Origin of the sequence: Bacillus sp. FSL R5-0820, assembly GCF_038593385.1 — a bacterium.
Classification (GTDB): domain Bacteria; phylum Bacillota; class Bacilli; order Bacillales; family Bacillaceae; genus Bacillus; species Bacillus altitudinis.
On the sequence record NZ_CP151991.1, the window covers coordinates 1631533 to 1657349 of the forward strand.

19 protein-coding genes are annotated in these 25817 nt (G+C 41.0%); all 19 read left to right on the plus strand.

All coding sequences use genetic code 11. From position 1 onward, the window contains the following. The first annotated feature begins 11 nt into the window (after positions 1–11). Positions 12–1979: an asparagine synthase (glutamine-hydrolyzing) gene (asnB, locus tag NST15_RS08310; protein ID WP_342499005.1), complete on the plus strand. Its 1968-nt coding sequence runs from the start codon at positions 12–14 to the stop codon at positions 1977–1979. Between the two features lie 61 nt (positions 1980–2040). Continuing rightward, positions 2041–2313 carry a YlmC/YmxH family sporulation protein gene (locus NST15_RS08315; protein ID WP_008344726.1) on the plus strand — a complete coding sequence of 91 codons (273 nt, stop codon included), beginning with the start codon at positions 2041–2043 and terminating at the stop codon, positions 2311–2313. A gap of 327 nt (positions 2314–2640) precedes the next feature. Continuing rightward, the gene (gene dpaA / locus NST15_RS08320; RefSeq protein WP_007499517.1) at positions 2641–3543 is read left to right on the plus strand and encodes a dipicolinic acid synthetase subunit A; all 903 of its coding nucleotides are present in this window, start codon (positions 2641–2643) and stop codon (positions 3541–3543) included. Further along, positions 3540–4133, plus strand: a complete 594-nt coding sequence (dpaB, locus tag NST15_RS08325; protein WP_008344723.1) for a dipicolinate synthase subunit B — start codon at positions 3540–3542, stop codon at positions 4131–4133. The genes dpaA and dpaB overlap by 4 nt, the downstream gene beginning before the upstream one ends. A 139-nt stretch (positions 4134–4272) precedes the next feature. Then, the gene (asd, locus tag NST15_RS08330) at positions 4273–5292 is read left to right on the plus strand and encodes an aspartate-semialdehyde dehydrogenase (protein WP_041090413.1); all 1020 of its coding nucleotides are present in this window, start codon (positions 4273–4275) and stop codon (positions 5290–5292) included. 92 nt (positions 5293–5384) lie between these two features. Continuing rightward, entirely contained in the window at positions 5385–6599 is a 1215-nt protein-coding gene (gene dapG, locus NST15_RS08335) for an aspartate kinase (protein ID WP_025207348.1), read from the plus strand. A 30-nt stretch (positions 6600–6629) separates the two neighbouring features. After that, complete coding sequence (dapA, locus tag NST15_RS08340) at positions 6630–7496, plus strand: 4-hydroxy-tetrahydrodipicolinate synthase (RefSeq protein ID WP_019744174.1); 867 nt, start codon at positions 6630–6632, stop codon at positions 7494–7496. A 171-nt stretch (positions 7497–7667) separates the two neighbouring features. Then, a complete protein-coding gene (rnjB, locus tag NST15_RS08345) occupies positions 7668–9335 on the plus strand; it encodes a ribonuclease J2 (RefSeq protein WP_008344715.1) in 1668 nt (555 codons plus the stop codon). Positions 9336–9456: 121 nt separating this feature from the next. Continuing rightward, positions 9457–10185 (plus strand): ClpP family protease, encoded by a 729-nt coding sequence (locus NST15_RS08350; RefSeq protein ID WP_008344713.1) that lies wholly within the window; start codon positions 9457–9459, stop codon positions 10183–10185. Next, complete coding sequence (locus tag NST15_RS08355) at positions 10182–10418, plus strand: YlzJ-like family protein (protein ID WP_008344712.1); 237 nt, start codon at positions 10182–10184, stop codon at positions 10416–10418. The genes NST15_RS08350 and NST15_RS08355 overlap by 4 nt, the downstream gene beginning before the upstream one ends. 110 nt (positions 10419–10528) lie before the next feature. Further along, positions 10529–12904: a DNA translocase FtsK gene (locus NST15_RS08360; RefSeq protein WP_342499006.1), complete on the plus strand. Its 2376-nt coding sequence runs from the start codon at positions 10529–10531 to the stop codon at positions 12902–12904. Positions 12905–13068: 164 nt separating this feature from the next. Further along, positions 13069–13794 carry a GntR family transcriptional regulator gene (locus NST15_RS08365; protein ID WP_008344706.1) on the plus strand — a complete coding sequence of 242 codons (726 nt, stop codon included), beginning with the start codon at positions 13069–13071 and terminating at the stop codon, positions 13792–13794. A 100-nt stretch (positions 13795–13894) separates the two neighbouring features. Continuing rightward, positions 13895–15127, plus strand: coding sequence for an MFS transporter (locus NST15_RS08370; protein ID WP_170861566.1), 1233 nt, complete (start codon positions 13895–13897; stop codon positions 15125–15127). Between the two features lie 319 nt (positions 15128–15446). After that, positions 15447–18563: an MMPL family transporter gene (locus NST15_RS08375; protein ID WP_342499007.1), complete on the plus strand. Its 3117-nt coding sequence runs from the start codon at positions 15447–15449 to the stop codon at positions 18561–18563. A 145-nt stretch (positions 18564–18708) separates the two neighbouring features. Continuing rightward, a complete protein-coding gene (locus NST15_RS08380) occupies positions 18709–19989 on the plus strand; it encodes a pitrilysin family protein (protein ID WP_008344702.1) in 1281 nt (426 codons plus the stop codon). Beyond that, positions 19986–21278, plus strand: coding sequence for a pitrilysin family protein (locus NST15_RS08385; protein WP_008344700.1), 1293 nt, complete (start codon positions 19986–19988; stop codon positions 21276–21278). Before NST15_RS08380 ends, NST15_RS08385 begins: the two co-directional genes overlap by 4 nt. Before the next feature lie 151 nt (positions 21279–21429). After that, positions 21430–21906 carry a MarR family transcriptional regulator gene (locus NST15_RS08390; protein ID WP_007499493.1) on the plus strand — a complete coding sequence of 159 codons (477 nt, stop codon included), beginning with the start codon at positions 21430–21432 and terminating at the stop codon, positions 21904–21906. Continuing rightward, the gene (locus tag NST15_RS08395; RefSeq protein ID WP_342499008.1) at positions 21884–25003 is read left to right on the plus strand and encodes an MMPL family transporter; all 3120 of its coding nucleotides are present in this window, start codon (positions 21884–21886) and stop codon (positions 25001–25003) included. The genes NST15_RS08390 and NST15_RS08395 overlap by 23 nt, the downstream gene beginning before the upstream one ends. A gap of 29 nt (positions 25004–25032) precedes the next feature. Further along, entirely contained in the window at positions 25033–25761 is a 729-nt protein-coding gene (locus NST15_RS08400) for an SDR family oxidoreductase (RefSeq protein ID WP_007499488.1), read from the plus strand. The last annotated feature ends 56 nt before the right edge of the window (positions 25762–25817 follow it).

The window sequence follows — 25817 nt, forward strand, 5'->3', positions numbered from 1 at the left end:
GGAAGGGAGCCATGTCTATGTGCGGCATTGCAGGTTATTGTCATTTTAACAAAGCACCACTTGATCCACACATCTTACTAAAGATGAAAAACGCACTTAGTGTGCGTGGACCTGATGATAGTGGTGTATATCAAGACGACTCAGTTGGTTTGGTTCATACGCGGCTATCCATTATCGATATTCAATCTGGGCCGCAGCCAATAACAAATGAAGATGAGTCTATTTGTGTGATTTTAAATGGCGAGATTTATAATTTCCAAGAACTAAGAGAGGACTTATGGAATAAAGGTCATACGTTTCGTACGCTGACAGATACAGAAGTGCTTGTTCATGGCTATGAAGAATACGGTATTTCTTTTATTGAGCAATTAAATGGAATGTTTGCAGCTGCGATTTGGGATCAAAAGAAGAAAGAATTCTATTTATTTAGAGACCGGTCTGGGATTAAACCGCTTTATGTTTCAGAATGTAGAGGAGGGCTTATTTTCGGATCGGAAATGAAAGCTCTTCTTCAGCATCCAGATATACAAGTTGCCATTCAGCCTGAGGCTGTCCTTAGTTATTTATCCTTCCGTTATGCGATCGGCGAGCAAACTTTCTTTCAAGGAATTCAAACATTACCTCCAGGTGTCATCTTGAAAATAGATGAAACAGGAATGACAAAAGAGGCCTATTGGCAATATCCTTTCCCATCTGATGGAATTGACAGGGGAGAACGTTATTATCAAAAGGAATTGTTTGAATTACTTCAAGATAGTGTGCAAAAACAAATGATGTCTGATGTACCTGTAGGAGCTTTTTTGAGTGGAGGAGTGGATTCGACTTCTATTGTTGCTTTGATGTCCAAATATGCGAACGAGAATATTCACTGTTTTTCTACCAGCTTTGAAGAGGAAGGTTTTTCTGAAGAAAGCTATGCCAAGCTCGCAGCAGAACAATACAACGTCAAGCTTCACTCGCATCGAATGAGTGAAGAAGAGTACTTTCAATTATTGCCAGAAGTTGTGAAACGAAGAGATCATCCTCTTTCTATTCCTCATGAAGTCGCTTTTTACCATATGTCACGTGAAGCAAAAAAGCATGTAACGGTTGTTTTGTGTGGTGAAGGAGCGGACGAATTGTTTGCAGGGTATGGACGTGTATTTAGGAGTCCTTCAGATTGGCGTAAAATTTTATGGCTTCAAAAAAACCGAAAGCTGTCATCCATCCTTTCAAAGGTATTATTTGAACCATCCTTTCAGCAGCAGGTGCATCAATTTATCCATCTTGATGGGGAAATGGAACATTATAAAAAAAGATATGCTTGGTTTACTGATAGCGAAAAAGAGCAGCTCTTAGGTCAGCACGCTCATTCAATTGATTCTGCTGATTTGCACATGAATCAGTTGATCGCCCATTGCTTTCAAGAGATGGAAGGGGCGTCGTATGAAAACAAACTGCTCTATTTATTTCAACAAATCCATTTACCCAACTTGTTAGACCGGCTTGATATGATGACGATGTCACACGGACTAGAAGCACGTGTACCGTTTCTTGATCATCGCATCATCCAATTTGTCAACGATATGCCTTTCAAGTACAAACTTCCTTATAAAGGGCTACCTAGCAAAGTGCAAGCATTTTTTCAATCGAGCCTTAAAACAAGTGAGGTCCAAGATATTCCGAAATATATGTTGAAAAAGACAATGGAGCAAACGGTGGATAAGCGTATATTATATAGAAGAAAAATGGGTTTTCCGGTTCCGGTGTATCATTGGATGAACAAAAGAATGGAAGAAATCGAAGAGAAACTTCTTGATCAACAAAGCTTTGCAACACAATTATTTCAAAAAGAGCCGCTAGAACAATTTTTACGACACAATTCGAATCAGAAGAACAAAAATGGAGCGGACCAAAAAGTGTGGATGCTTTACAACTTGGAATTATGGCATGATCACTATATAAAAGGGGCGCGTCTTCCGCTCCAAACTAGTCATTAAGAGGCCCGGTCTATTCCCCCGCCCTGCTGCATATATGATATGGAAGGGGAGTGATGCGATTTTGAGGCTAAGTGAGCTGTCAGGAAAAGAGATCGTCGATATTAAAAGAGCGGAGCGGCTTGGCGTGCTTGGACAAACCGACCTTGAAATAAATGAACAGGACGGTCAAATTACAGCACTCATCATACCTTCCGTCAAATGGTTTGGCTTTCGAAAACAAGGAAATGACATCCGCGTTCCGTGGAATCACATTCAAAAAATAGGATCAGATATGATCATTCTCGATGTGCCTGAAGAACTTCAGCCGCACGGAGAAAAAGAGCACCCATCATAAAAGGGTGCTCTCAGCGTGTAGACAAACCCTCGCATTCTTTATCAGTCCTGCGTGCTGGTGCTCACGAATGTCAAATTCTCTCCGCGCCAGTACTCGTCCTTCCTAGGGCTGCAAAAGTTTTCTATCACGCTGAAAAGAAAAAAAGAGCTAAAATAAAGAGCATTTTAGCCCTTTGTCCATGATTTGAAAGAGCACCCACTATAAATGGGTGCTCTTTTTCTTTTCTCTCCCCGATTTGTTCACAGGCTGAATCCTCTCCTCATATGCTGAAAGGGAGATTCGGAAAATATTACAGACTTTTTTAAATAAAGAAGGTGAACGGTCAGTATGTTGAGCGGTTTAACGGTTGCGGTGATCGGGGGAGATGCTAGGCAGCTTGAAATCATTCGCAAGCTGTCACAGCAGCATGCCAAAGTGTTTTTGGTCGGTTTTGATCAGCTGGATCATGGATTTATTGGTGCTGAAAAGCTGAAAATGTCAGAGCTTCCATTTGAGCAGGTAGACAGTATGATCCTTCCGGTATCAGGTGCTACAGACGAAGGGGTCGTTGCCACCGTTTTTTCAAATGAGAAGGTCGTGCTAGAAGCTAAATATTTAGAAAGAACCCCTGCACATTGTACCTTGTACTCAGGTATTTCTAATATGTACTTAGACAATATGGCAAAGCAGGTGAACCGGAAGCTTGTGAAGCTGTTTGAGCGAGATGATATTGCCATATATAACTCTATTCCAACAGTTGAAGGGATTATCATGATGGCTATTCAGCAAACGGACTATACGATTCATGGGTCACATGTCGCTGTTCTCGGACTTGGTCGAACAGGGCTCACCATTGCCCGCACATTTCGGGCGCTAGGTGCGGAAGTGAAAGTTGGTGCTGCGGATACAGCCCATTTAGCGCGAGCCTTTGAGATGGGACTTGATCCATTTTCAATGGACCGTTTAAAAGATGAAGTAACGGATGTCGACATCATCATCAATACGATTCCAAGCTTAGTATTAGATTCATCTGTCATCGTCAGCATGACACCAAAGACACTCATTTTGGATATCGCCTCCCGCCCAGGTGGAACAGACTTTGACTTTGCACAAAAGCATGGAGTGAAGGCACTTCTTGCACCAGGACTTCCAGGGATTGTGGCACCAAAGACAGCCGGGCAGATCATTGCAAAAGTGCTTTCTGGGCTCTTATGTGAACTTGCGGAGGAAAAAAGGGGGATGAAATCATGACTACACTAAAAGGGAAAAGAATCGGCTTTGGTTTAACAGGTTCTCACTGCACGTACGAAGCCGTTTTTCCGCAAATCGAATCACTCGTGAAAGAAGGGGCAGAAGTGCGTCCTGTCGTGTCATATACGGTGCAAAATACGAATACGAGATTCGGAGAAGGAGCGGACTGGATTGAGCGGATTGAGAAGCTGACAGGATTTCAAGCGATTGACTCAATCGTCAAAGCAGAGCCACTCGGACCAAAACTTCCACTTGATTGTATGGTCATTGCACCTTTAACAGGCAATTCAATGGCGAAATTTGCAAATGCACTGACAGACAGTCCAGTCTTAATGGCTGCTAAGGCGACCATTCGTAATCACCGCCCTGTCGTTTTAGGCATTTCCACCAATGATGCATTAGGTTTAAATGGTACAAATCTCATGAGACTCATGTCGACAAAGAACATTTTCTTTATTCCATTCGGCCAAGATGATCCATTCAAAAAACCGACTTCCATGGTAGCGCATATGGATCTACTGACGAAAACGGTAGAAGAGGCGCTCGAGCATAGACAAATTCAGCCCATTTTAATTGGAGCAAACGAATAATAGATTCACTAGAAAATCATGAAAGATTCAAAAAAGGTACTTCAAGCCTTGCTTTTCTATGGTAAAATAAAATGTAAAAAGTCATAGGATGGCCATCCGAAAGAAAAGAATCATGGATGGGTCGGAAGGAGTTTTACTGATGGGAAGAGGATTGCATGTAGCTGTAGTTGGAGCGACTGGAGCTGTCGGTCAACAAATGTTAAAAACACTAGCTGACAGAGATTTTGAAATGGATACACTTACCCTACTATCCTCAAAACGTTCTGCTGGAACAAAAGTGACATTCAGAGGTCAAGAGTATACCGTTCAAGAAGCAACACCTGAAAGCTTTGAAGGGGTCAATATTGCACTATTCAGTGCGGGAGGAAATGTTTCCAAAGCGCTAGCTCCTGAAGCAGTCAAACGAGGTGCAATTGTTGTCGATAATACAAGTGCTTTTCGTATGGACGAAAATACCCCTCTTGTCGTACCAGAGGTAAACGAAAAAGATTTGCATGACCATCAAGGGATCATTGCAAACCCTAACTGTTCAACGATTCAAATGGTGGCGGCGCTAGAACCGCTTCGTCAAGCGTATGGCATGAAAAAAGTCATTGTGTCTACTTACCAAGCAGTATCAGGTGCAGGACATGAAGCCATAGACGAACTGTACAGCCAGTCGCAAGCCATTTTAAATAAAGAAGATGTGAAACCAGAAGTCATGCCTTATCAAATTGCCTTTAATGCGATTCCGCAAATTGATAAATTCCAAGATAATGGCTATACATTTGAAGAAATGAAAATGATCAATGAAACGAAAAAAATCATGCATTTGCCAGAGCTGGAAGTAGCAGCAACATGTGTGAGACTACCAATTGAAACGGGTCATTCAGAATCGGTTTACGTTGAACTTGAATCAAATGACGCAACGGTTGATGACATCAAGTCCATCCTAAAAGATGCACCAGGCATCACATTACAAGATGATCCGTCTCAGCAAATTTATCCAATGCCTGCAGATGCTGTTGGTAAAAACGACGTATTTGTCGGCCGCATTCGGAAGGATTTGGATCGTCCAAATGGCTTCCATATGTGGATTGTATCTGATAACCTGCTAAAAGGCGCTGCATGGAACTCCGTTCAAATTGCAGAAAGCTTACGAGCATTAAAATTAGTTTAACATTCAATGGATGATGAGGACGAATAGAAGAGAGTTAGGCATCTTTCGCCTGCTCTCTTCTGTTACGTCAGAATGAACTTGGAGTGAAAACAGTGAAAATAATTGTCCAAAAATTTGGCGGTACATCTGTCAAAGATGATCAAGGAAGAAAAAGGGCACTTGCACATATCTTATCTGCAAAAGAGAAAGGCTATAAATCGGTCGTTGTCGTGTCTGCGATGGGACGAAAAGGCGATCCTTATGCGACAGATACACTGCTAGGTCTGCTTTACGGCAGTGCGCAGCATATGACAAACCGAGAAAAAGATTTACTCGTGTCTTGCGGAGAAAATATTTCAGCTGTTGTTTTTTCAAGTATGCTGAATGAAAACGGGCTAAAGGCTGTTGCGATGACTGGATCACAGGCAGGCTTTGTGACAGATAAAGAGCATACAAATGCGAAAATTATTGACATGAAGTGTGAACGTCTTGAGGCGGCACTTTCAGAGCATGATGTGGTTGTCGTTGCTGGATTCCAAGGCGCTGCAAAAAATGGAGACGTGACAACAATCGGACGAGGCGGCAGTGATACGTCAGCTGCTGCGTTAGGCGCTGCATTGCAGGCAGATTTCATCGATATTTTTACAGATGTAGAAGGGGTCATGACAGCAGATCCCCGTATCGTAGAAAATGCAAAACCACTGAGAGTCGTGACATACACAGAAATTTGTAACCTCGCATACCAAGGGGCAAAAGTCATTCACCCTAGAGCTGTTGAAATTGCCATGCAAGCAAAAGTACCAATGAGGGTCCGTTCAACATACTCTGATGATGAGGGCACACTCGTGACATCACACTACTCAGATAAAATGAGTCATGATGTGTACGACCGCCTGATTACGGGTATTGCACATGTCAATGATGTCACACAAATCAAAGTCCCAGCTAAAGAGGGACAGTACAGCGTACAAACAGAAGTCTTTAAAGCAATGGCAAATGCCCAAATTAGTGTCGATTTCTTCAACATTACACCGAGCGAAATCGTCTATACGGTGACAGGTGCAATGACTGAAAAAGCAACGGCGATCCTAAAAGATCTGGGCTATACGCCGATTGTCACGACAAACTGTGCAAAGGTATCAGCTGTTGGAGCAGGCATTATGGGTGTACCAGGTGTCACATCTAAAATTGTATCTGCACTATCTGAGCAAAATATTCCGATCTTACAGTCCGCTGACAGTCATACGACGATTTGGGTGTTAGTGAACGAAGAAAACATGAGAGCGGCTGTTAATGCCCTTCATGAAGTGTTTGAACTTTCAAGATAAATGTGATTGAATCATGATGAGGTGAAAAAAATGAATTTCGGAAATATCGCAACAGCTATGATTACACCTTTTGATAAAAAGGGCAACATTGATTTCCAAAAGCTATCAATTCTCATTGATTACTTGTTAAAAAACGGCAGTGACTCTTTAGTCGTTGCAGGGACAACAGGCGAATCGCCAACTTTATCGACTGAAGAAAAAGTCGCTCTTTTTCAGCAATCGGTGAAATTAGCAAATGGTCGTTGTAAAATCATTGCAGGAACAGGCAGTAATAACACAAATGCGTCTATTAAACTAACGAAAAAAGCAGAAGAAGCGGGCGTTGATGCAGTGATGCTTGTCGTACCTTACTACAACAAGCCATCACAGGAAGGCATGTATGCACACTTTAAAGCAATTGCCGAGTCTACATCTCTTCCTGTCATGCTTTACAATGTACCAGGAAGAACGGTTGCTTCATTAGCACCAGAAACAACGATTAAGCTTGCGCAAATACCGAACATTGTCGCAATCAAAGAAGCAAGCGGTGATCTAGATGCCATGACAAAAATCATTGCAGAGACACCAGAAGATTTTGACGTTTACTCTGGTGACGACAGCCTAACGCTTCCTGCGGTTGCGATTGGTGCAAGAGGAGTCGTCTCTGTGGCTTCTCATATCGTAGGCCTTGATATGCAGCAAATGCTAAAAAGCTACGCTTCAGGACAAACAGCGAATGCGGCATTGATTCATCAAAAGCTGGTGCCGATCATGAACCAGCTGTTCTCAGCGCCAAATCCAACGCCTGTCAAAACAGCTCTTCAGCTGAAAGGATTAGATGTCGGATCCGTTCGACTCCCGCTTTTACCTTTATCAGAAGAAGAGAGACTGAATTTAAGCAGCGTATTAAACAGCTGATCAAAACAAAAAAATTCGTAAGCGGTCATTCTCAGATGTCCCTGAGTATGACCGTTTTTTATACATAAACACTTTCTTAAAATGTGACTTCATCTTGTTTTCTAAAATTAGATTCAGTTATAATAGCATTAAGCGATGATGGACGGGCTTGAGACTAGGAGGATAAGAATTTTGAAAAAGAAAAATACAGAGAACGTAAGAATTATTGCACTGGGAGGCGTTGGAGAAATCGGGAAAAACTTATATGTCATTGAGATTGATTCCGACATATATGTTGTAGATGCAGGACTCATGCATCCAGAAAACGAAATGCTAGGCATTGACGTGGTCATTCCTGATATCTCTTATTTAACAGAACGAGCTGATCGGGTGAAAGCAATTTTTCTTACCCACGGACACGATGAAGCAATCGGAGGCGTATTCCATTGCTTAAGCAAATTGTCTGTACCAGTTTACGGCACGAAGCTGACCCTTGCGTTACTTCGAGAAAAGTTAAAGCAATACGGCTTCAATCAAAAAGCTGATTTGCGCGAGGTTCATGCAAAGTCAGTCATTACATTTGAAACAACAAAGGTATCGTTCTTTAGAACGAATCACAGTATTCCTGATTCAGTCGGAATCAGCTTCAAAACATCTCTTGGTTCAATCGTATGCACAGGTGATTTTAAATTTGATCAAACCCCAGCGCTTAACCAAGCCTGTGACATCGGAGAGATTGCGAAAATTGGAAACAATGGCGTTTTAGCACTTCTTTCAGACAGTGCAAATGCTGAAAAACCAGGCTATACACCTTCTGAGGCGCTCGTCCAAGACGAAATCTCAAATGCGATGTACAATGCTGAAAATCGTGTGATTGTGGCTGTATCTTCATCAAATATTAACCGTGTACAGCAAATCATTAATGCCACAAACCAAAATGGCCGTAAGCTTGCAGTAGCAGGGAAAAATATGATGACAACGCTTCAGCTTGCGATCAAACTTGGTTATGTGACAGCGGACGAAGAATTATTTGTTCCAGTCCAAGAAGTGAAAAAAATGGCGAAAAACAGTGTGGTCATTCTCACAGCAGGAAGCCACGGTGAGCCTCTCGCTGCTTTAACAAAAATGGCGAAACAAAATCACAAACAGCTTCATATTGAAAAAGATGACACGGTTGTGATTGCGTCTACACCTCTTCCTGGACAAGAACTCACCTATTCAAAAACAGTGGATTTCCTTACAAGAAGCGGAGCACAAGTAATTTTTGCTCAAAAACGTGTGCATGTATCTGGACATGGCTGTCAAGAAGAGTTAAAGCTCATGCTGAACTTACTGAAGCCGAAGTATTTAATTCCTGTAAACGGCGAATATCGCATGCAAAAAGCACATTCCCGTATTGCTGAAGAAGTGGGAATGAAACGAAGCGACATTTTCTTAATTGATAAAGGCGATGTTGTAGAATTTAGAGGACAAAACGTCAAAATCGGTGAAAAAGTGCATCAAGGGAACATTTTGATCGACGGTCTTGGCGTTGGTGATATCGGGAATATTGTCTTACGTGATAGACGCCTATTGTCTCAAGATGGCATCTTAATTGTGGTCATTACGCTCGATAAACAAAAGAAACAATTAATTTCTGGACCTGAGATCATCACAAGAGGATTTGTTTATGTAAGAGAATCCGAAGAGCTGATTGTGAAAGCAACAGAAATGGTCAAAGGGATTGTGAAAGAGCAAACGGAAAACTCAATTGTTGAATGGTCAACACTGAAACAATCCATGCGCGATGTACTAAATCAATTCCTATATGAAAAAACAAAACGCAAGCCAATGATCATTCCAATTATTATGGAAGTGTGATGAGAAAAGTCCAAAGAGCATAAGCTCTTTGGGCTTTTTTGATGTGACATGATGAATGCGGATGGAATGTGACGATCTTGTTCATAATAGGAGGAGAGTTTTTAGGAAAGGATGGAGACAAATGGACGAACAGAATGAACAGCAGCCTGAGCGAAAACCAGAAGAAAAAGATAGCATTATGAGCAAAATACAACAGCTTGGTGAAACAGCCGTCCCGCAGTTGTCACAAGATACAAACATACATTGCCTCACCATTATTGGACAAATTGAAGGGCACATGCAGCTGCCGCCACAAAATAAAACAACCAAATACGAACATGTCATTCCACAAATCGTAGCAGTTGAACAAAACCCAAAAATTGAAGGACTTCTAATCATTTTAAATACAGTCGGCGGCGATGTAGAAGCAGGGCTAGCCATTGCGGAAATGCTCGCTTCTTTATCCAAACCGACTGTATCCATTGTGCTTGGCGGCGGCCACTCTATTGGGGTCCCAATCGCCGTATCGTGTGATTATTCATACATTGCCGAAACAGCAACGATGACCATTCACCCTGTACGCTTAACCGGTCTAGTCATCGGTGTTCCGCAAACCTTTGAATACTTAGATAAAATGCAGGAAAGAGTCATTAATTTTGTCACGAGTCACTCAAACATTACAGAAGAGAAATTTAAAGAGCTTATGTTCTCTAAAGGCAATCTAACAAGAGACATCGGGACAAATGTCGTTGGCCATGAGGCGGCTGAATACGGACTGATGCATGAAGTCGGCGGCGTTGGACAAGCGATTAAAAAGCTGAACGAGCTTATTGGCGAACGGGCTGCACAAAACGAGGGGCTGATCCAATGATTTTATATACACCTATGCCTTATGAAGCCATTTACGCTGAGGAACAAGGAGAACGCAAACTTCAGCAGGTAAACATTCAGGGTGTGCCAGTGATGGTTGAAATGAAAGAAGATGAAGCGGAAATCGTTCAAGTAATGAGTACGAATCCAATGGACTTTTTGAATCAGGAGCTTGCACCAGGTAAGCGATTGAAGTTACATTTAGGCACCAATCAAACCGACTCATATGAATGATTCTATGCTATAATAAAGGGAAAACTTACAACAAGATGCAGCCAAAACCAGGCTGCTTTCTTTCTGATCTTTTCGTAGGTTATATTTTCTTTTGTAGTAAGGTGATGAGTATGGCGAAAAAGAGAAAACGTAAAACAAGAAAAAAACAAAATAAACAGCTAAAACTGAAATATGAACTAAATGGGTTAGTCTGTATTGCCATAGCGATCATTGCCATTTTACAGCTAGGTGTAGTTGGACAAACCTTTGTACATCTATTCCGATTCTTTGCAGGTGAATGGTTTATTCTCTGCCTTATCGGATTATTTCTTTTTGGTGTGACGATCTTTTGGAAAAAACAAATTCCTGATTTACTGACAAGAAGAAAAGCAGGTTTATACTGCATCATTGCGAGTATCTTGCTTTTGTCCCATGTGAAGCTTTTTCAGCATCTTTCAGCTGCAGGCGTGATAGGTTCTCAAAGTGTAATCAGAAATACGTTTGAGTTATTCTTAATGGATATGAAAGGTGAGACAGGCTCGCCCGATTTAGGTGGCGGTATGATCGGTGCTGTATTATTTGCGGCCTCCTATTTCTTGTTTGCACAAGCAGGGTCGCAAATCATGGCCATTGTGCTAATGCTGATCGGCATTGTGCTGATCACAAACCGGTCACTGCAAGAAATGGTCAAAAAAGTGACGCTGCCTGTATCACAATTTTTGGTGAAGCAGTGGAAAGCATTTATTGAAGATATGAAAGGCATAAGGCAGGCGAAAAAGAATGCACCTGCGCAGAAAACAAGTGAAAAGAAAAAGCGTTCACGCTTGCAAGAAGAGGCCGAAGAAGATCATCATCATATCTTGATCGAGGAAGAAGAGCATGCTTCTGACAATCGTCAGCCGATTATCTCAAGTTTTGCTGATCGAGATGACATGCTCACACCGCAAGTTCAAAAAGATCAGCCGGTCAATGAGCCAGATCCTCTTCAAGAAACGGTACAAGGCGCTCCGTCTCATGATACAGGAGATGAACCAAAAGAAGCTCCGCCTATGACGTTTACGGAGCTTGAAAATAAGGATTATGAGCTGCCATCGCTTGATATTTTAGCTGAGCCGCAGCATTCAGGTCAGCAAACAGATAAGAAAAATATTTATGAAAATGCAAGAAAGCTTGAAAAGACCTTCCAAAGCTTTGGTGTAAAAGCAAAAGTGACACAAGTTCATTTAGGGCCGGCCGTCACAAAATATGAAGTATACCCTGATGTCGGCGTGAAGGTAAGTAAGATCGTCAACTTGAGTGATGATTTAGCCCTTGCATTAGCAGCAAAAGACATTCGAATCGAAGCGCCGATTCCTGGTAAATCCGCCATTGGAATTGAAGTGCCCAACGCAGAAATTGCAATGGTTTCTTTAAAAGAGGTTTTAGAATCGAAACAAAATGACCGCCCAAATGCCAAGCTGCTCATCGGACTGGGCCGAAATATTTCTGGTGAAGCTGTGCTGGCTGAAATGAACAAAATGCCGCATTTACTTGTGGCTGGCTCGACAGGAAGCGGAAAAAGCGTATGTATCAATGGCATTATCACAAGTATTCTCATGAGAGCGAAACCTCATGAAGTGAAGATGATGATGATTGACCCGAAAATGGTTGAATTAAATGTTTATAACGGCATCCCGCATCTGTTGGCTCCAGTTGTGACAGATCCTAAGAAAGCCTCACAGGCACTTAAAAAAGTGGTTAGTGAAATGGAGCGCCGTTATGAATTGTTTTCTCATACGGGTACAAGAAATATTGAAGGGTACAATGATTACATTAAACGAATGAATCAATCAGAAGAAGCGAAGCAGCCAGAACTACCTTATATTGTCGTCATTGTAGACGAGCTTGCTGATTTAATGATGGTTGCTTCCTCTGATGTAGAAGATTCCATTACAAGGCTTTCTCAAATGGCACGTGCTGCGGGGATTCATTTAATTATTGCTACACAAAGGCCTTCTGTTGATGTCATTACAGGTGTTATTAAAGCAAATATCCCTTCCCGCATTGCATTTAGCGTATCGTCACAAACCGATTCAAGGACCATTCTTGATATGGGAGGCGCAGAAAAATTGCTGGGCAGAGGGGATATGTTGTTCTTACCTGTCGGTGCGAACAAACCAGTTCGTGTACAAGGCGCCTTTTTATCAGATGAAGAAGTGGAACATGTGGTTGATCATGTCATCACGCAGCAAAAAGCACAATATCAAGAAGAAATGATCCCAAGTGAAGAAACGCAAGATCAGCTTGGGGCTGTGGACGACGACTTATATGATGAAGCAGTTGAACTGATCATTGGCATGCAGACGGCCTCTGTTTCTATGCTGCAAAGGAGGTTCCGCATCGGTTATACCCGTGCTGCGCGTCTTATTGACGCAATGGAAGAGCGCGGGGTTGTCGGACCATATGAAGGCAGTAAACCGAGAGAAGTCCTCCTCTCAAAAGAACAACATGACGAGCTCTCTTCATAATTCGAAGAGAGCTTTCCTAACATGAAGTTAACGATATATTGATTATGTTAACTGGAAGTCAGACTATTTATTTATTTGCAAAAACATGATATAGTTATGTTCATCTTATCTCGGAATAGAGATTTCTCATCTTATCATTTGCATTGATTAGACGGAGGGAAAACATGTCGACCAAAACAGACAATCGCCATTTATATTTGAAAGTGATTGACCGTATTAAAGAAGATATTCAAACAGGTGTATATGCCGAAAAGGAAAAGCTGCCTTCTGAGTTTGAGCTCTCAAAGCTTTTAGGCGTGAGCAGAGCGACCCTTCGTGAAGCCCTTCGTATATTAGAAGAAGAGAAGTATTTAATTAGAAGGCATGGTGTGGGAACTTTCGTCAACTCAAGACCGCTTTTTTCTACTGGCATTGAACAGCTGACAAGTGTCACAAAAATGATTGAACAGGTCAATATGACGCCAGGTACCATCTTTTTGTCCTCACAAGAAGGGGAGCCGACAGAGAATGATGTCATTCGTTTTCAGTGTGATGAATCCGAGAAGGTTTTTTCAATGGAACGCGTTCGAACAGCAGATGGACAGCCAGTCGTCTATTGTTTAGATAAAATTCCGGTCAAACATCTTCCCGCTTCTTTTACTCATGAGGAAGAATCGCTTTTTGAGCTGTTTGGCAGAGAACCGCACAGCGGAATTAAATATGCAGTGGCAGACATCGAACCGATTGGTTATCACGATCAGGTTTCACCGATACTAGAATGTGACCCAGAAACAGCGTTACTATTACTGAAACAAATGCACTATGATCAAGATGATCAGCCGGTCTTATACTCGCTCAATTATTTTCGAGCGGATAAATTCAGCTTCCATGTCATACGTAAACGATTTTAACAAAGCAGTCGCTTCCATAGGCGGTTGCTTTTTGTTTGCCCATACATAAAACCCGTGAAACATGCCACACTAATACGTAACAGTATATAGAATTGGGTGAATGATGTTGGGCGAGAAAACTGTCAGTAAAAAGAATATTATTGCATTATCATCAGTGCCTCTAATCATGACACTTGGGAACTCGATGCTAATCCCCGTATTACCAGAGATCGAAAAGAAACTCTCAATCACTTCCTTTCAAGTGTCACTCATTATTACGGTATACTCCGTTGTGGCGATTTTGTGTATTCCGATTGCCGGTTATTTATCTGACCGAATTGGGCGAAAAAAGGTGCTTTTGCCGTGTCTTTTAATCGCAGGACTTGGAGGAGCTGTAGCAGCTGTTGCCTCAACCATCATGAAAGAACCCTATATGTGGATTCTATTTGGAAGGGTCCTTCAAGGAGTTGGCTCAGCCGGGGCAGCACCTGTCGTCATGCCGTTTATTGGCGATTTGTTTCACGATGATGAAGAGGTAAGTGCGGGACTTGGAGCCATTGAAACTTCTAATACAGCTGGAAAGGTACTAAGTCCTATTATTGGGGCACTTCTCGCTTCTTGGTTTTGGTTTGTACCGTTTTGGTTCATTCCATTCTTTTCAATCATCAGCTTTGTGATGGTACTGTTTATGGTTGAATCCGCAAAGAAAGAGGAAGATCCGCCTACATTTAAAGAGTTTTTAAAATCAACAAAGACGATTTTTAAGCATGAAGGACGCTGGCTTTATGCCATTTTTGCTATTGGTGGTTTTATTATGTTTCTTCTTTTTGGCGTGCTCTTTTATTTGTCAGATAACCTAGAAGCAGCGTATCAAATAACGGGTGTCAAAAAAGGCTTACTGCTAAGTATCCCGCTCCTTTTCTTATCAATCAGCTCGTACATTGCGGGGAAAACAATCGGGAAAGAAAAGGGGAAAATGAGGATATTTCTCATCGTTGGTATGGCTCTTTTATCACTTTCGTATATATTTTTATGGTGGAATCACAGTTTTTACGTGTTGTTTGTCTGCTTAAGTATTGGCGGCGTAGGGATTGGCATTGTGCTTCCAGCACTTGATGCGTTGATAACAGAAGGGATTGAAAAAGAGCAGTGCGGAACCATTACGTCATTTTATAGCAGCATGCGGTTTATCGGTGTTGCTTTAGGGCCTCCAATTTACGCATTTCTGATGGATAAAGGAGACGCCATCGTTTTTATTCTATCGACCATATGTAGTCTCATTTCATTATTTTTGGTCCTCTTTTTTATCCAGCCAGATGAAAAGGATGAAAGTGAACAATTGAAAACGGTTTAAACATAGAAAAAAGACGGTATTTTGCCATCTTTTTTCTTTTTTATAAATTGACATGTAAAATTTTGATAGTTAAACTAATGTATAGTAATATCTTTTAAATTATCCCAAATAGGAGGTGTTCAAAAACATTCATTTTCTGTCTTTGTTTTAAGGCAGAAATTGAGCTCGTGGCTGATGATGGATATGCGTTTCTTCAACACGAAAGGACAATTGAATAGGTCATCCTGCCATTAGCACGTTGAAGGAGACGAAGTCAGCACTTCAGACACGCTCAAAAACAGCAAATTGATTGATGAACTAGAAGGAGCTTGAAGCAGCTATGTTGCAAATAATTAAAGCAAGATGGATTGTATTAATGGTGTGGATGATAACAGCTGTGATTCTGTTTATTACTGCGCCCAATTTAGAGGAATTAACAAGAGAAAAAGGGCAGTTAAAGGTTCCAGAGGGGACACCAACAGCTGAGGCACTTCACTTATTGGATAAGCTTTCAGATCATAATGGGAAAAAAGATACTGGTGTGATTGTATTCTCCGAACAACATTTGTTCCCTGCAAAAGAGCAGGAATTAAAAAAGGCTTTAGCTGCACTCATGACACATGCCCCAGAACTCCACATTGACGGAATTACTTCGTATTTTCATGTAGAACGTGACATTCAAAAACAACTTTTATCAAAGGATAAAAGTACACTTCTTGTTCCATTCAAATTCGACCACTACGAAACAAAAGCTGTGAAGGTTAAAGAACGAATTGAGGAAGTTTTAAAGCCCTACAACGTCTCATATGAAATGACAGGTCAAAAATTTGTGGACTCAGATGTCATTAAAAGCTCTCAACAAGGTCTGAAGAAAACTGAACTTATTACGATGATTTTTATTTTCTTTATTTTAATAATTGTATTCAGATCGATACTGGCACCTGTTGTTCCGCTTATTACGATTGGCATTTCTTATGCTGTCAGCCGGTGTATTGTGGCTTTTCTCGTAGAATATACACCATTTCCTCTGTCTAATTTCACTCAGATTTTTATGGTAGCTATTATGTTCGGTATAGGAACGGATTATTGTATATTACTTTTAAGCCGTTTTAAAGAGGAGATTGGTCAGGGGCGTGATGTCAAAGAATCAATTATCATCACGTATCAATGTGCAGGGAAAACGGTCTTTTTCAGCGGCTTAGCTGTGTTAGTCGGCTTCTCAAGTATTGGTTTCGCAAAATTCCAATTGTACCAATCAGCCGTCAGCGTTGCCGTAGGCGTTGGCATCCTGCTCATTGCACTTGTCACAATCGTTCCCTTTTTTATGTCGGTTTTCGGAAAATCCCTTTTTTGGCCGTCTAAAAGAGAAAACATTCGTCATCCACAAAGTAAGATATGGGAATGGGCTGGGCGCTTTTCATTTAAAAGACCGCTCATCAGCTTAGGTGTAGTTGCACTCATCACTGTTCCGCCAATTCTGATGTATGACGGCACTCTTTCTTATAATAGTTTAAATGAGATTGGGACAAAGTATGAGTCAGTGTCTGCATTTAATACGATATCTGAGCAATTTGGCTTTGGTGAAGCGCTTCCGCTGAATGTGCTTGTCGAAAGTGACAATGAGCTCGATAATCAAGAAAAGATTGTCATGATTGAAAAACTGACCCGTAAGTTAAGTGACATTGAGGAAGTGAAAGCGGTTCGCAGTGTCACTCGCCCAGTTGGAGACGGGTTAAGTCAGCTCTACGTTACCTCTCAAGCGAAAGAGCTGGGAGGAGAGCTTGGGAAAGGTCACGAGGGCATCGGGAAAATTACAGATGGCTTGACCGAAACAAACTTAGCACTTCTCAAACAAAAACCAAAAATTGAAGAATCCGCTAAAGGGATTGATCAATTGATTGATGGGACAAAAGCCATCAAAGGCGGGATCGGAGAAGTGAGGAAATCACTCATTTCTTTAGAGGATGGTGTGAGGCGCAGTAAAGAGGGCGTAGGAACCATTCGCACTGAAATCAAACAAGCGAAAAAAGAATTAGAGCAAGAATATCGCAGAAGTGAAACCATAATTCAAGATCTTGAACGAGTCGTAAGCACACTGGAAGGTCACGCAACATCAAATGAGCAGCTGATGACAATGATAAAGAAAGTGAAACAATCCTATGAAAACGTATCATTTGAAGGGCTTGAAAACCGGCTTCCAGAAATCAGAGATATGAATGAATATAAAGAAATCAAAAAAGTATTCAAAGACACAAAAGGAATGCTCGATCAAGCTGGAGAGCAAATGAGCGTCTATGAAGAGGAAGCATCTGCCTTTAAACAAAAGATCAAGAAAGCAGATCAAGTCATTCAAACGTTCTCAAGCAAGCAAAAAGAAATCAAACAACAAGTAAAGGCGCTGATGACGGGTCTAGATCAAATTTATGATGGTCTTGATGAAACGAATAAAGGACAAAAACAGCTCATCAAAGAAATGCCTAAAATTGAAAATGGTGCAGATCAACTGACTGATGGCCAAAAAGCCGTGAAAAAAGGGTTTAACCAGCTATCATCTAAACTCTCACTATTAACAGATGGATTAGATGAAAGTATTTCCGGACTTGAGCAAGTAAAAAGCGGCTTTACCGAGGCGGACAGCTATTTAAAACAACTTCAGGAAGCACCAGATGAAGAAGTAACGGGCTGGTTTATACCAGAAGAAGTATTGAAACGCCATGAGTTTAAGAAAATATTTAATACGTATATGTCCCCAGATCGTAAATTAACAACCTTTGAAGTGATTTTAAATGTAAATCCATACAGCAATGAAGCAATGAAAGGTGTAGCAAAAATTGAAGAAACCCTTGATCAATATTTACCTGTAAGTGGTTTGAAAAACGCCAACTACGGTGTATCTGGTATCTCCAGTTTAAATGTTGACTTAAAAGAAACGTCAGACGGTGACTTTATCAGAACGGTTATTTTCATGTTAATTGGTATCTTTATTATTTTAGTTATATTATTAAGGTCAATCGTCATGCCGATATACTTAACACTGTCACTCATATTAACGTATTTTACATCCATTGGCTTAACAGAATGGATTTTCAAAACATTCTTTGGCTACGATGGTGTCAGCTGGGCTGTTCCATTTTTCAGCTTTGTGATCCTTGTGACCCTCGGCATTGATTATTCGATCTTTCTGATGGATCGTTTTAATGAATGGAAGGGAGAGCATGTTCAAGCATCCATGATATCAGCGATGAGAAATATGGGGTCGGTCATTATTTCAGCAGTTGCTATTTTAGCGGGTACTTTTGCTGCGATGCTGCCCTCGGGTGTATTATCATTAGTTGAAATTGCAACGGTCGTACTCATTGGACTTTTATTATATGCTTTTGTTGTTCTACCACTCTTTATCCCGGTCATGGTTCGCATCTTTGGAAAATGGAATTGGTGGCCGTTTAGAATGAAATAACAACCTGCGTCTCTGCTTTTAGCAGAGGCGTTTTTATTTCCTATCCTTTCCTCTGATTGATATAATGACTATTAAATGGCTGTTTCACGTATATATCAGCTATGTTCTAATACATAATAAATAGGATGAACAAAGGAGGTTTCTCATGACGTACTTACAAGAGAAGACATTTGATACACCTGGTCTTCATACTCATATTGTCAAAACAGAAAAATTTAAAACCGTGACGATCCTTTTTAAAATGCTTGCGCCTTTATCCAAAGATGACGTCACCATGCGTTCTCTTTTCCCGCATGTGCTTTTAAGAGGAACAGAAAAAATGCCGAAAACGGGAGAGCTTCGTGCTTATTTCGACGAGCTCTATGGAGCGACCGTTTCCGCAGACATGGCGAAAAAAGGTGAAAATCACATCATTACCTTCCGTCTAGAAATGGCGAATGAAAAATATTTAAAGGATCAAACCCCTTTACTAGAAAAAGGGATTGCCTTACTTTCTGAACTATTATTCCACCCGTACGTGGAAAACGGGGTATTTCATGAATTGTACGTTGAGCAAGAAAAACGAACATTGAAACAGCGCATTCAAGCCGTTTATGATGACAAAATGCGCTATTCAAACTTAAGACTTGTGCAGGAAATGTGTAAAGGTGAGCCATATGCACTGCACGTCAATGGTGAAATGGAAGACGTCGAAGCGATTACGTCAGAAGCGCTCTTTAAAGCATACGAGCATGCACTTCAGTCCAACCAGCTGGATCTCTATGTTGTGGGAGACGTTGATGAACAAGACATCAATCGAATGGTCTCGCAATACTTTAAAACAAGTGAAAGAGAGCCGGTCAAACAAAATACCGAATCTTCAAGATCACAAATAGAGCCAAAAGAAGTCATTGATGAAGAGGACGTAAAACAAGGAAAGCTGAACATTGGCTTTCGCACACATACAACGATAGCAGATGAAGATTATCCGGCGCTGCATTTGTTTAATGGCATATTCGGCGGCTTCTCTCATTCAAAGCTATTTATCAATGTGCGGGAAAAAGCAAGTCTTGCGTACTATGCTGTTTCTAGACTTGAGAGCTTTAAAGGTTTGATGATGGTCATGTCAGGAATTGAAGTCGGCAACTATCAGCAGGCAGTAGACATCATCAAAGAACAATTTGATGCCATGCAAAAAGGCGATTTTTCTGATGAAGCAATTGAACAGACAAAGGCTGTCGTCAAAAACCAGTTGCTCGAAACCATTGATACGTCTTATGGAACAGCGGAATACTTATATCAGCATGCCGTCGTGCCAACAGGGGAGAGCCTCGATTCCTTTTTAGATGCGTTAGACAGAGTGACAAAAGAGGACATCATCAAAGTGGGTCAAAAAATCGAATGGGATACGACCTATTTTCTTAAAGGAACGGAGGGTGCTTCATGACAGTGAAAACAATTCAATTCGATCAGCTGCAAGAGACAGTGTATCATGAAAAAATGGATAGCGGACTTGACGTCTATGTGCTGCCAAAACAAGGGTTTAACAAAACATATGCAACTTTCACAACAAAATATGGCTCTGTCGACAATGAATTTGTGCCGCTTGGCAAAGAAGACATGATCCGAGTGCCTGATGGAATTGCCCATTTCTTAGAACATAAACTGTTTGAAAAAGAAGATGGTGATGTGTTTCATACATTTAGTAAACAGGGAGCAGCCGCAAACGCATTTACGACGTTTACGAGAACGGCTTACTTATTTTCAAGCACGGCCAATGTCGAACAGAATCTTGAAACACTCATTGATTTTGTGCAAGAGCCTTATTTTACTGAAAAAACGGTCGAAAAAGAAAAAGGCATCATTGGTCAAGAAATCAACATGTATGATGACAATCCAGATTGGCGTTTATTCTTTGGTCTGATTGAAAACCTCTATCAAGAGCACCCAGTGAGAATTGATATTGCTGGAACCGTTGAAAGCATTGCGCCAATTACGAAAGACCATTTATATGAATGCTACGAAACGTTCTATCACCCAAGCAATATGCTTCTTTTTGTAGTGGGTCCTGTTGATCCGGCGCAAATTTTAGACCAAGTAAGAGCGAATCAGGCAAAAAAACCATTTACCGATCAGCCGGATATTCAGCGGAAAGAGATCAATGAACCTGATCGTGTATACCGAAAAGAATACGAACTGAAAATGAATGTACAAGGTTCTAAATGTATGTTTGGTTTGAAAACGAAAAACCCGCATAAAAAAGGAAAACAGCTCCTCAAACATGAGCTTGGCATGAATCTTATTTTAGAGACATTGTTTGGTAAAAGTTCTCTGCAATACGAGCGTATGTATGAAAAAGGCTTGATTGATGAGACATTCAGTTACGATTATACGGAAGAAGGCGGTTTTGGCTTCACTTCAGTTGGCGGAGACACAAATGACCCTGATCAACTCGCAGATGAATTAAAAGAAACGCTTCTTCAAGCAAAAAGCCTGATCACAGAAGAAAAGATTGAACTTGCTCGCAAGAAAAAAATTGGCAGCTTTTTAAAAGCAATGAACTCCCCGGAGTACATCGCCAATCAATTCACTCGATACGCATTCTTAGAAATGAGCTTATTTGATGTCGTGCCAGTACTGGAGCAAATCCAATTAACAGATATTCAGCAAATATTAGACGAAGAAATTGATGAAGAAAGAATGTCAGTTTTTAAAGTCGTACCGAAAGCAAAATAAATGAAAAAAAGACAAACTCAACGTATAAGAGTTTGTCTTTTTTGTGTCCAGCTAAAGAAAGCGCTTTATATGCGAAGATATTGATTGACAATTGTTTTGGGTATTAGTTAAACTCTTTAATAGTTAAACAATCAAACTAAAGGAGCAGCATATGGTACAAAATAAAATTGCCCAGCTCATCCAGAGATATGCGGACGTCTATCTCATGATGGAGAAAAAAGTATCGAGTATGATCACGGAAAAGCTCGATAAAGAACTGACACTTGATCAATATTACTCGCTTCGATACATCAATTTACACCCAGGATGTACATCAACAGACCTTGCCATCGAATGTAATGTCAACAAAAGTGCTGTGACATCTATGACCAATCGTCTTTTTAATAAAGATTATATTTATCGTGAGCATGATCAAGCTGATCGAAGAAATGTTCATCTCTATGTGACGCCCGAAGGAAAAGACGTGGTCAGCCGAATGGAAAAGCAGCTTCAGGATCTTGTTCGGTCATATTTAGAAAAGTTTGATGAAAAAGAAATCGAATCATTTATTCAAACATATGAAAAGATTTATCAGATTATCATCGAAGAGGAGGCACAACATAGTAATGAGAGCAATCATAAAGGGTAGATGGCTGATCACGATCCTTTGGGTCGTACTAGCGGCTGTATTATTAATCACCGCTCCTAATATGGCGCAATTAACAAAAGAAAAAGGGCAGATTTCTGTTCCTGATGGTTATCCTTCTTCCTACGCCGATCAATTATTAAAGAACATGTCTGAAAATGGGGATACGGAAAAATCGATCGTCATTGTCTTTCAAGGTAAGGATATCGTCAAAGAAAGAGAAGCCTCTTTAAAGAAAGCGATGGAGATTTTAGAAAAGGATCAAGATCTCCATGTTGAAGACATCACTTCTTATTTTGATGCAAACAAAGATATTAAAAAACAGATGCTCTCTAAAGATCAAACAACACTTCTTGTTCCAGTTACATACGACTCGAACAAAATCAAAGCATCCGATTTTAAAGAAAGAGTCAATGAAAAGCTTAAGAGCCTGAACCTGAAATTTGAAATGACAGGGCAGCCGCTAATCGACGATGATGTCATCACAAGCTCACAAGAAGGTCTGAAAAAAACAGAATTCATTACAATTGGGTTTATTTTAATTGTTCTTGTGCTTGTCTTTAGATCCGCAGTGGCACCGTTCGTTCCTTTAGTGGCCGTGGCGCTTTCCTATTTGGTCAGTCAATCCATTGTGGCTTACCTAGTAAAGTATGTTGATTTTCCGCTCTCGACCTTTACCCAAATTTTTATGGTCGCCATCATGTTTGGGATTGGAACCGACTACTGCATCCTGTTGCTAAGCCGGTTTAAAGAAGAACTATCTCACGGAAAAGATAAGATTGAGGCGATTATTACAACATATAAGACGGCAGGTAAAACCGTTTTATTCAGCGGAATTGCTGTCCTCATTGGTTTTACATGTATCGGTTTAGCTGAATTCCAACTGTATAAATCAGCTGTCGCCGTGGCGGTTGGTGTTGCCGTGTTAATTGTGGCACTGCTCACTGTCGTTCCATTCTTTATGGCGGTTTTAGGAAAAGTGTTATTTTGGCCGATCAAAGGCGATATTGCCCACCCACAATCGAAAATGTGGGAAACAGCCGGTCGTTTTTCATTTAAGAAACCACTTCTCAGCTTGCTAATCGTTGCAATTATTACCCTTCCAGCGATTCTTATGTATAAAGGAACACTTTCATATAACAACCTAGACGAAATCGGCAATAAATACGAATCCGTCAATGCATTTAATACGATCTCTGACAAATTTGGACCAGGTGAAGCTCTTCCAGCAACCGTTGTCGTGAAATCATCCGATCTTTTAGACAATAACGAAGGTCTGATTGCTGTTGAAAAACTAAGCCGCGCCATTGAACAAACAGATGGCGTGAGTAAAGTGAGAAGTGCCACTCGTCCTGTTGGTAAAGGGCTGAATGATCTGTACGTGAAATCTCAAGCCAAAGAGCTAAATAGCGGGCTTGATAAAAGTAACGAAGGGTTGAAAAAGATCCAAGATGCTCTTACAACCATGAGTAAATCCATCGAGGATCAAACACCACAAATTAAAGCATCAGGAAAAGGCATTAACAAATTGATTTCTGGAACCGAATCTGTAAAATCAGGTATTCAAAACGTCGAAAAAACGATGAGAGAACTGCAAACCTATATCGATCAAAACAAAAAAGGCGTTTCTGAAATTAAAGAAAGAATAAAGGGTGCGAAAAAGGAATTAACAGATCAAGTCGCACAAGTGAATCAGCAAGTGGCACTGTATAAAAGCATTTCCAAAGAATTAAAAGCAGCATTGGCACAAGTCGATACGTCATCCTCTGCCGCAGCGGATGTAAAAGCTTTGATCAGTCAAGCGAATAAACAGTTCAGTACACTTGAAGAGCAAATTCCGCAAGTGAAGGAAAATCAATCATATCAAGCCATCAAAGCTTCATATAACGAACTTTCTACTACCTTGCAAGAAGGAGCCAAACAGGCTGACAGCTATGCAAAACAAGCAAAAGAAGCAAAAAAACAGCTTGAAGCAGCAGATGCTTTTATCGCAAAAGCTTCAGAGCAGCAAAAAGTGTTTACAAATCAAATTGATGAGCTGATTGCTGGCTTAGAAGCCATTGAAAACGGGCTAGATCAAACGTCTAAAGGCCAAGGGCAGTTAGCTGATGGTATGCCTAAGCTTGCAAATGGAGCCGGCGACATCATTAATGGTCAAAAACAAATGAAAGAAAAAATTGGCGGCTTTGGTGACGATCTGACCAAGCTGACAGATGGTCTAAACAAAAGTGTCGACGGCCTTGAGAAAATTTCAAACGGCTTAATGGGTGCAGGAGACTACTTAGATGAACTGAAAAACGCGCCAGATCAAGACATGGCCGGTTGGTTTATTCCAAAAGATGTCCTGAAAAACAAAGCTTTCAAGCAAGTGTTCGATTCCTATATGTCTGATGACCGCAAGATGACAAAGATTGATGTCATTTTAGAAGACAATCCATATGGAAACGACGCCATGAAAACAATTAAACAAGTAGAAGCTTCGGTCAAACGTGCACTTCCTGAAACAAACCTAAAAGATGTTTCATTTGGCGTATCTGGTGTATCAAGTATGAACGCTGATTTAAAACAGCTGTCAGACCAAGACTTCAATAAGACGGTTCTTTACATGATGATCGGTATTTTCTTAATACTAGTAATTCTCTTCCGTTCTCTCGTGATGCCGCTTTACTTAGTTGGATCGCTGATTTTAACGTACTTTACCGCCATTGGTGTAACAGAATTTATTTTTACCCATTTCTTCGGATATCCGGGCATCAACTGGGCTGTTCCATTCTTTGGCTTTGTCATCTTAATGGCGCTTGGAGTCGATTATTCGATTTTCTTAATGGAACGTTTCAATGAATACAAAACAAAAGACATCCAGTTTGCCATGACTGAATCAATGAAAAATATGGGATCTGTTATTATGTCTGCTGCCGTCATTTTGGCAGGAACATTTGCAGCGATGCTGCCATCAGGTGTATTGTCACTCTTACAGATTGCAACACTTGTTCTCACAGGGCTTTTATTGTATGCGCTCGTTGTGCTACCATTGTTCGTACCTGTGATGGTCAAATTGTTCGGATCAGCGAATTGGTTCCCATTTAAACGAAAAGAATAAGGATTCCATAAAGAAAGTAGGAACAAAGTATGAGTCGTTGGGCACTGATTACTGGTGCCAGTGGCGGAATTGGGCAGGCGACAGCCAAAAAGCTTGCCCAAGAAGGCTGCCATCTGATGCTCCATTATCATCAAAATGAACAAGCGGCTAGTCGTCTTTCCGCCGATCTCAAAGAAACATATCAAGTAGAAACGTACGTCGTTCAAGCTGATTTAGCGAAAACAGGCGGAGCAGCAGAGCTTGTCAGCCGCCTGCCGCTTGATCCAGATATTCTTGTTTTAAATAGCGGAAAGAGTCATGTTGGTTTAGTGACAGATACTGAAAAAGAAGTTCTAGCCAGCATGGTGCAGCTTCATGTGACAAGTCCATATGAGCTTACCCAATCCATTTTGCCTGTCATGATCCAAAAAAAGTCAGGTCATATTATTGCGGTTAGCTCAATATGGGGGGAAACGGGTGCCTCGTGTGAAGTACTGTACAGTATGGTCAAGGGTGCTCAAAATGCCTTCATTAAGGGGCTTGCCAAAGAGCTTGCCCCAAGTGGAATTAGAGCAAATGCAGTCTCACCAGGTGCGGTTCAGACTGATATGATGAAAAGCTTCACACAAGAAGACCTTGCGATGATGGAAGAGGAGATTCCACTCGGTCGTCTTGCCGCACCTGAAGAGATAGCCGATGCCATTTGGTTTCTTGCCTCCAAGCAGTCAAGTTATATCACAGGTCAAATTTTATCTGTCAATGGCGGCTGGTACTGTTAAAAAACGTGTATAATTCGTCTCTCCATGACAAAAGCTATGGCTGTAATTCATCTTTT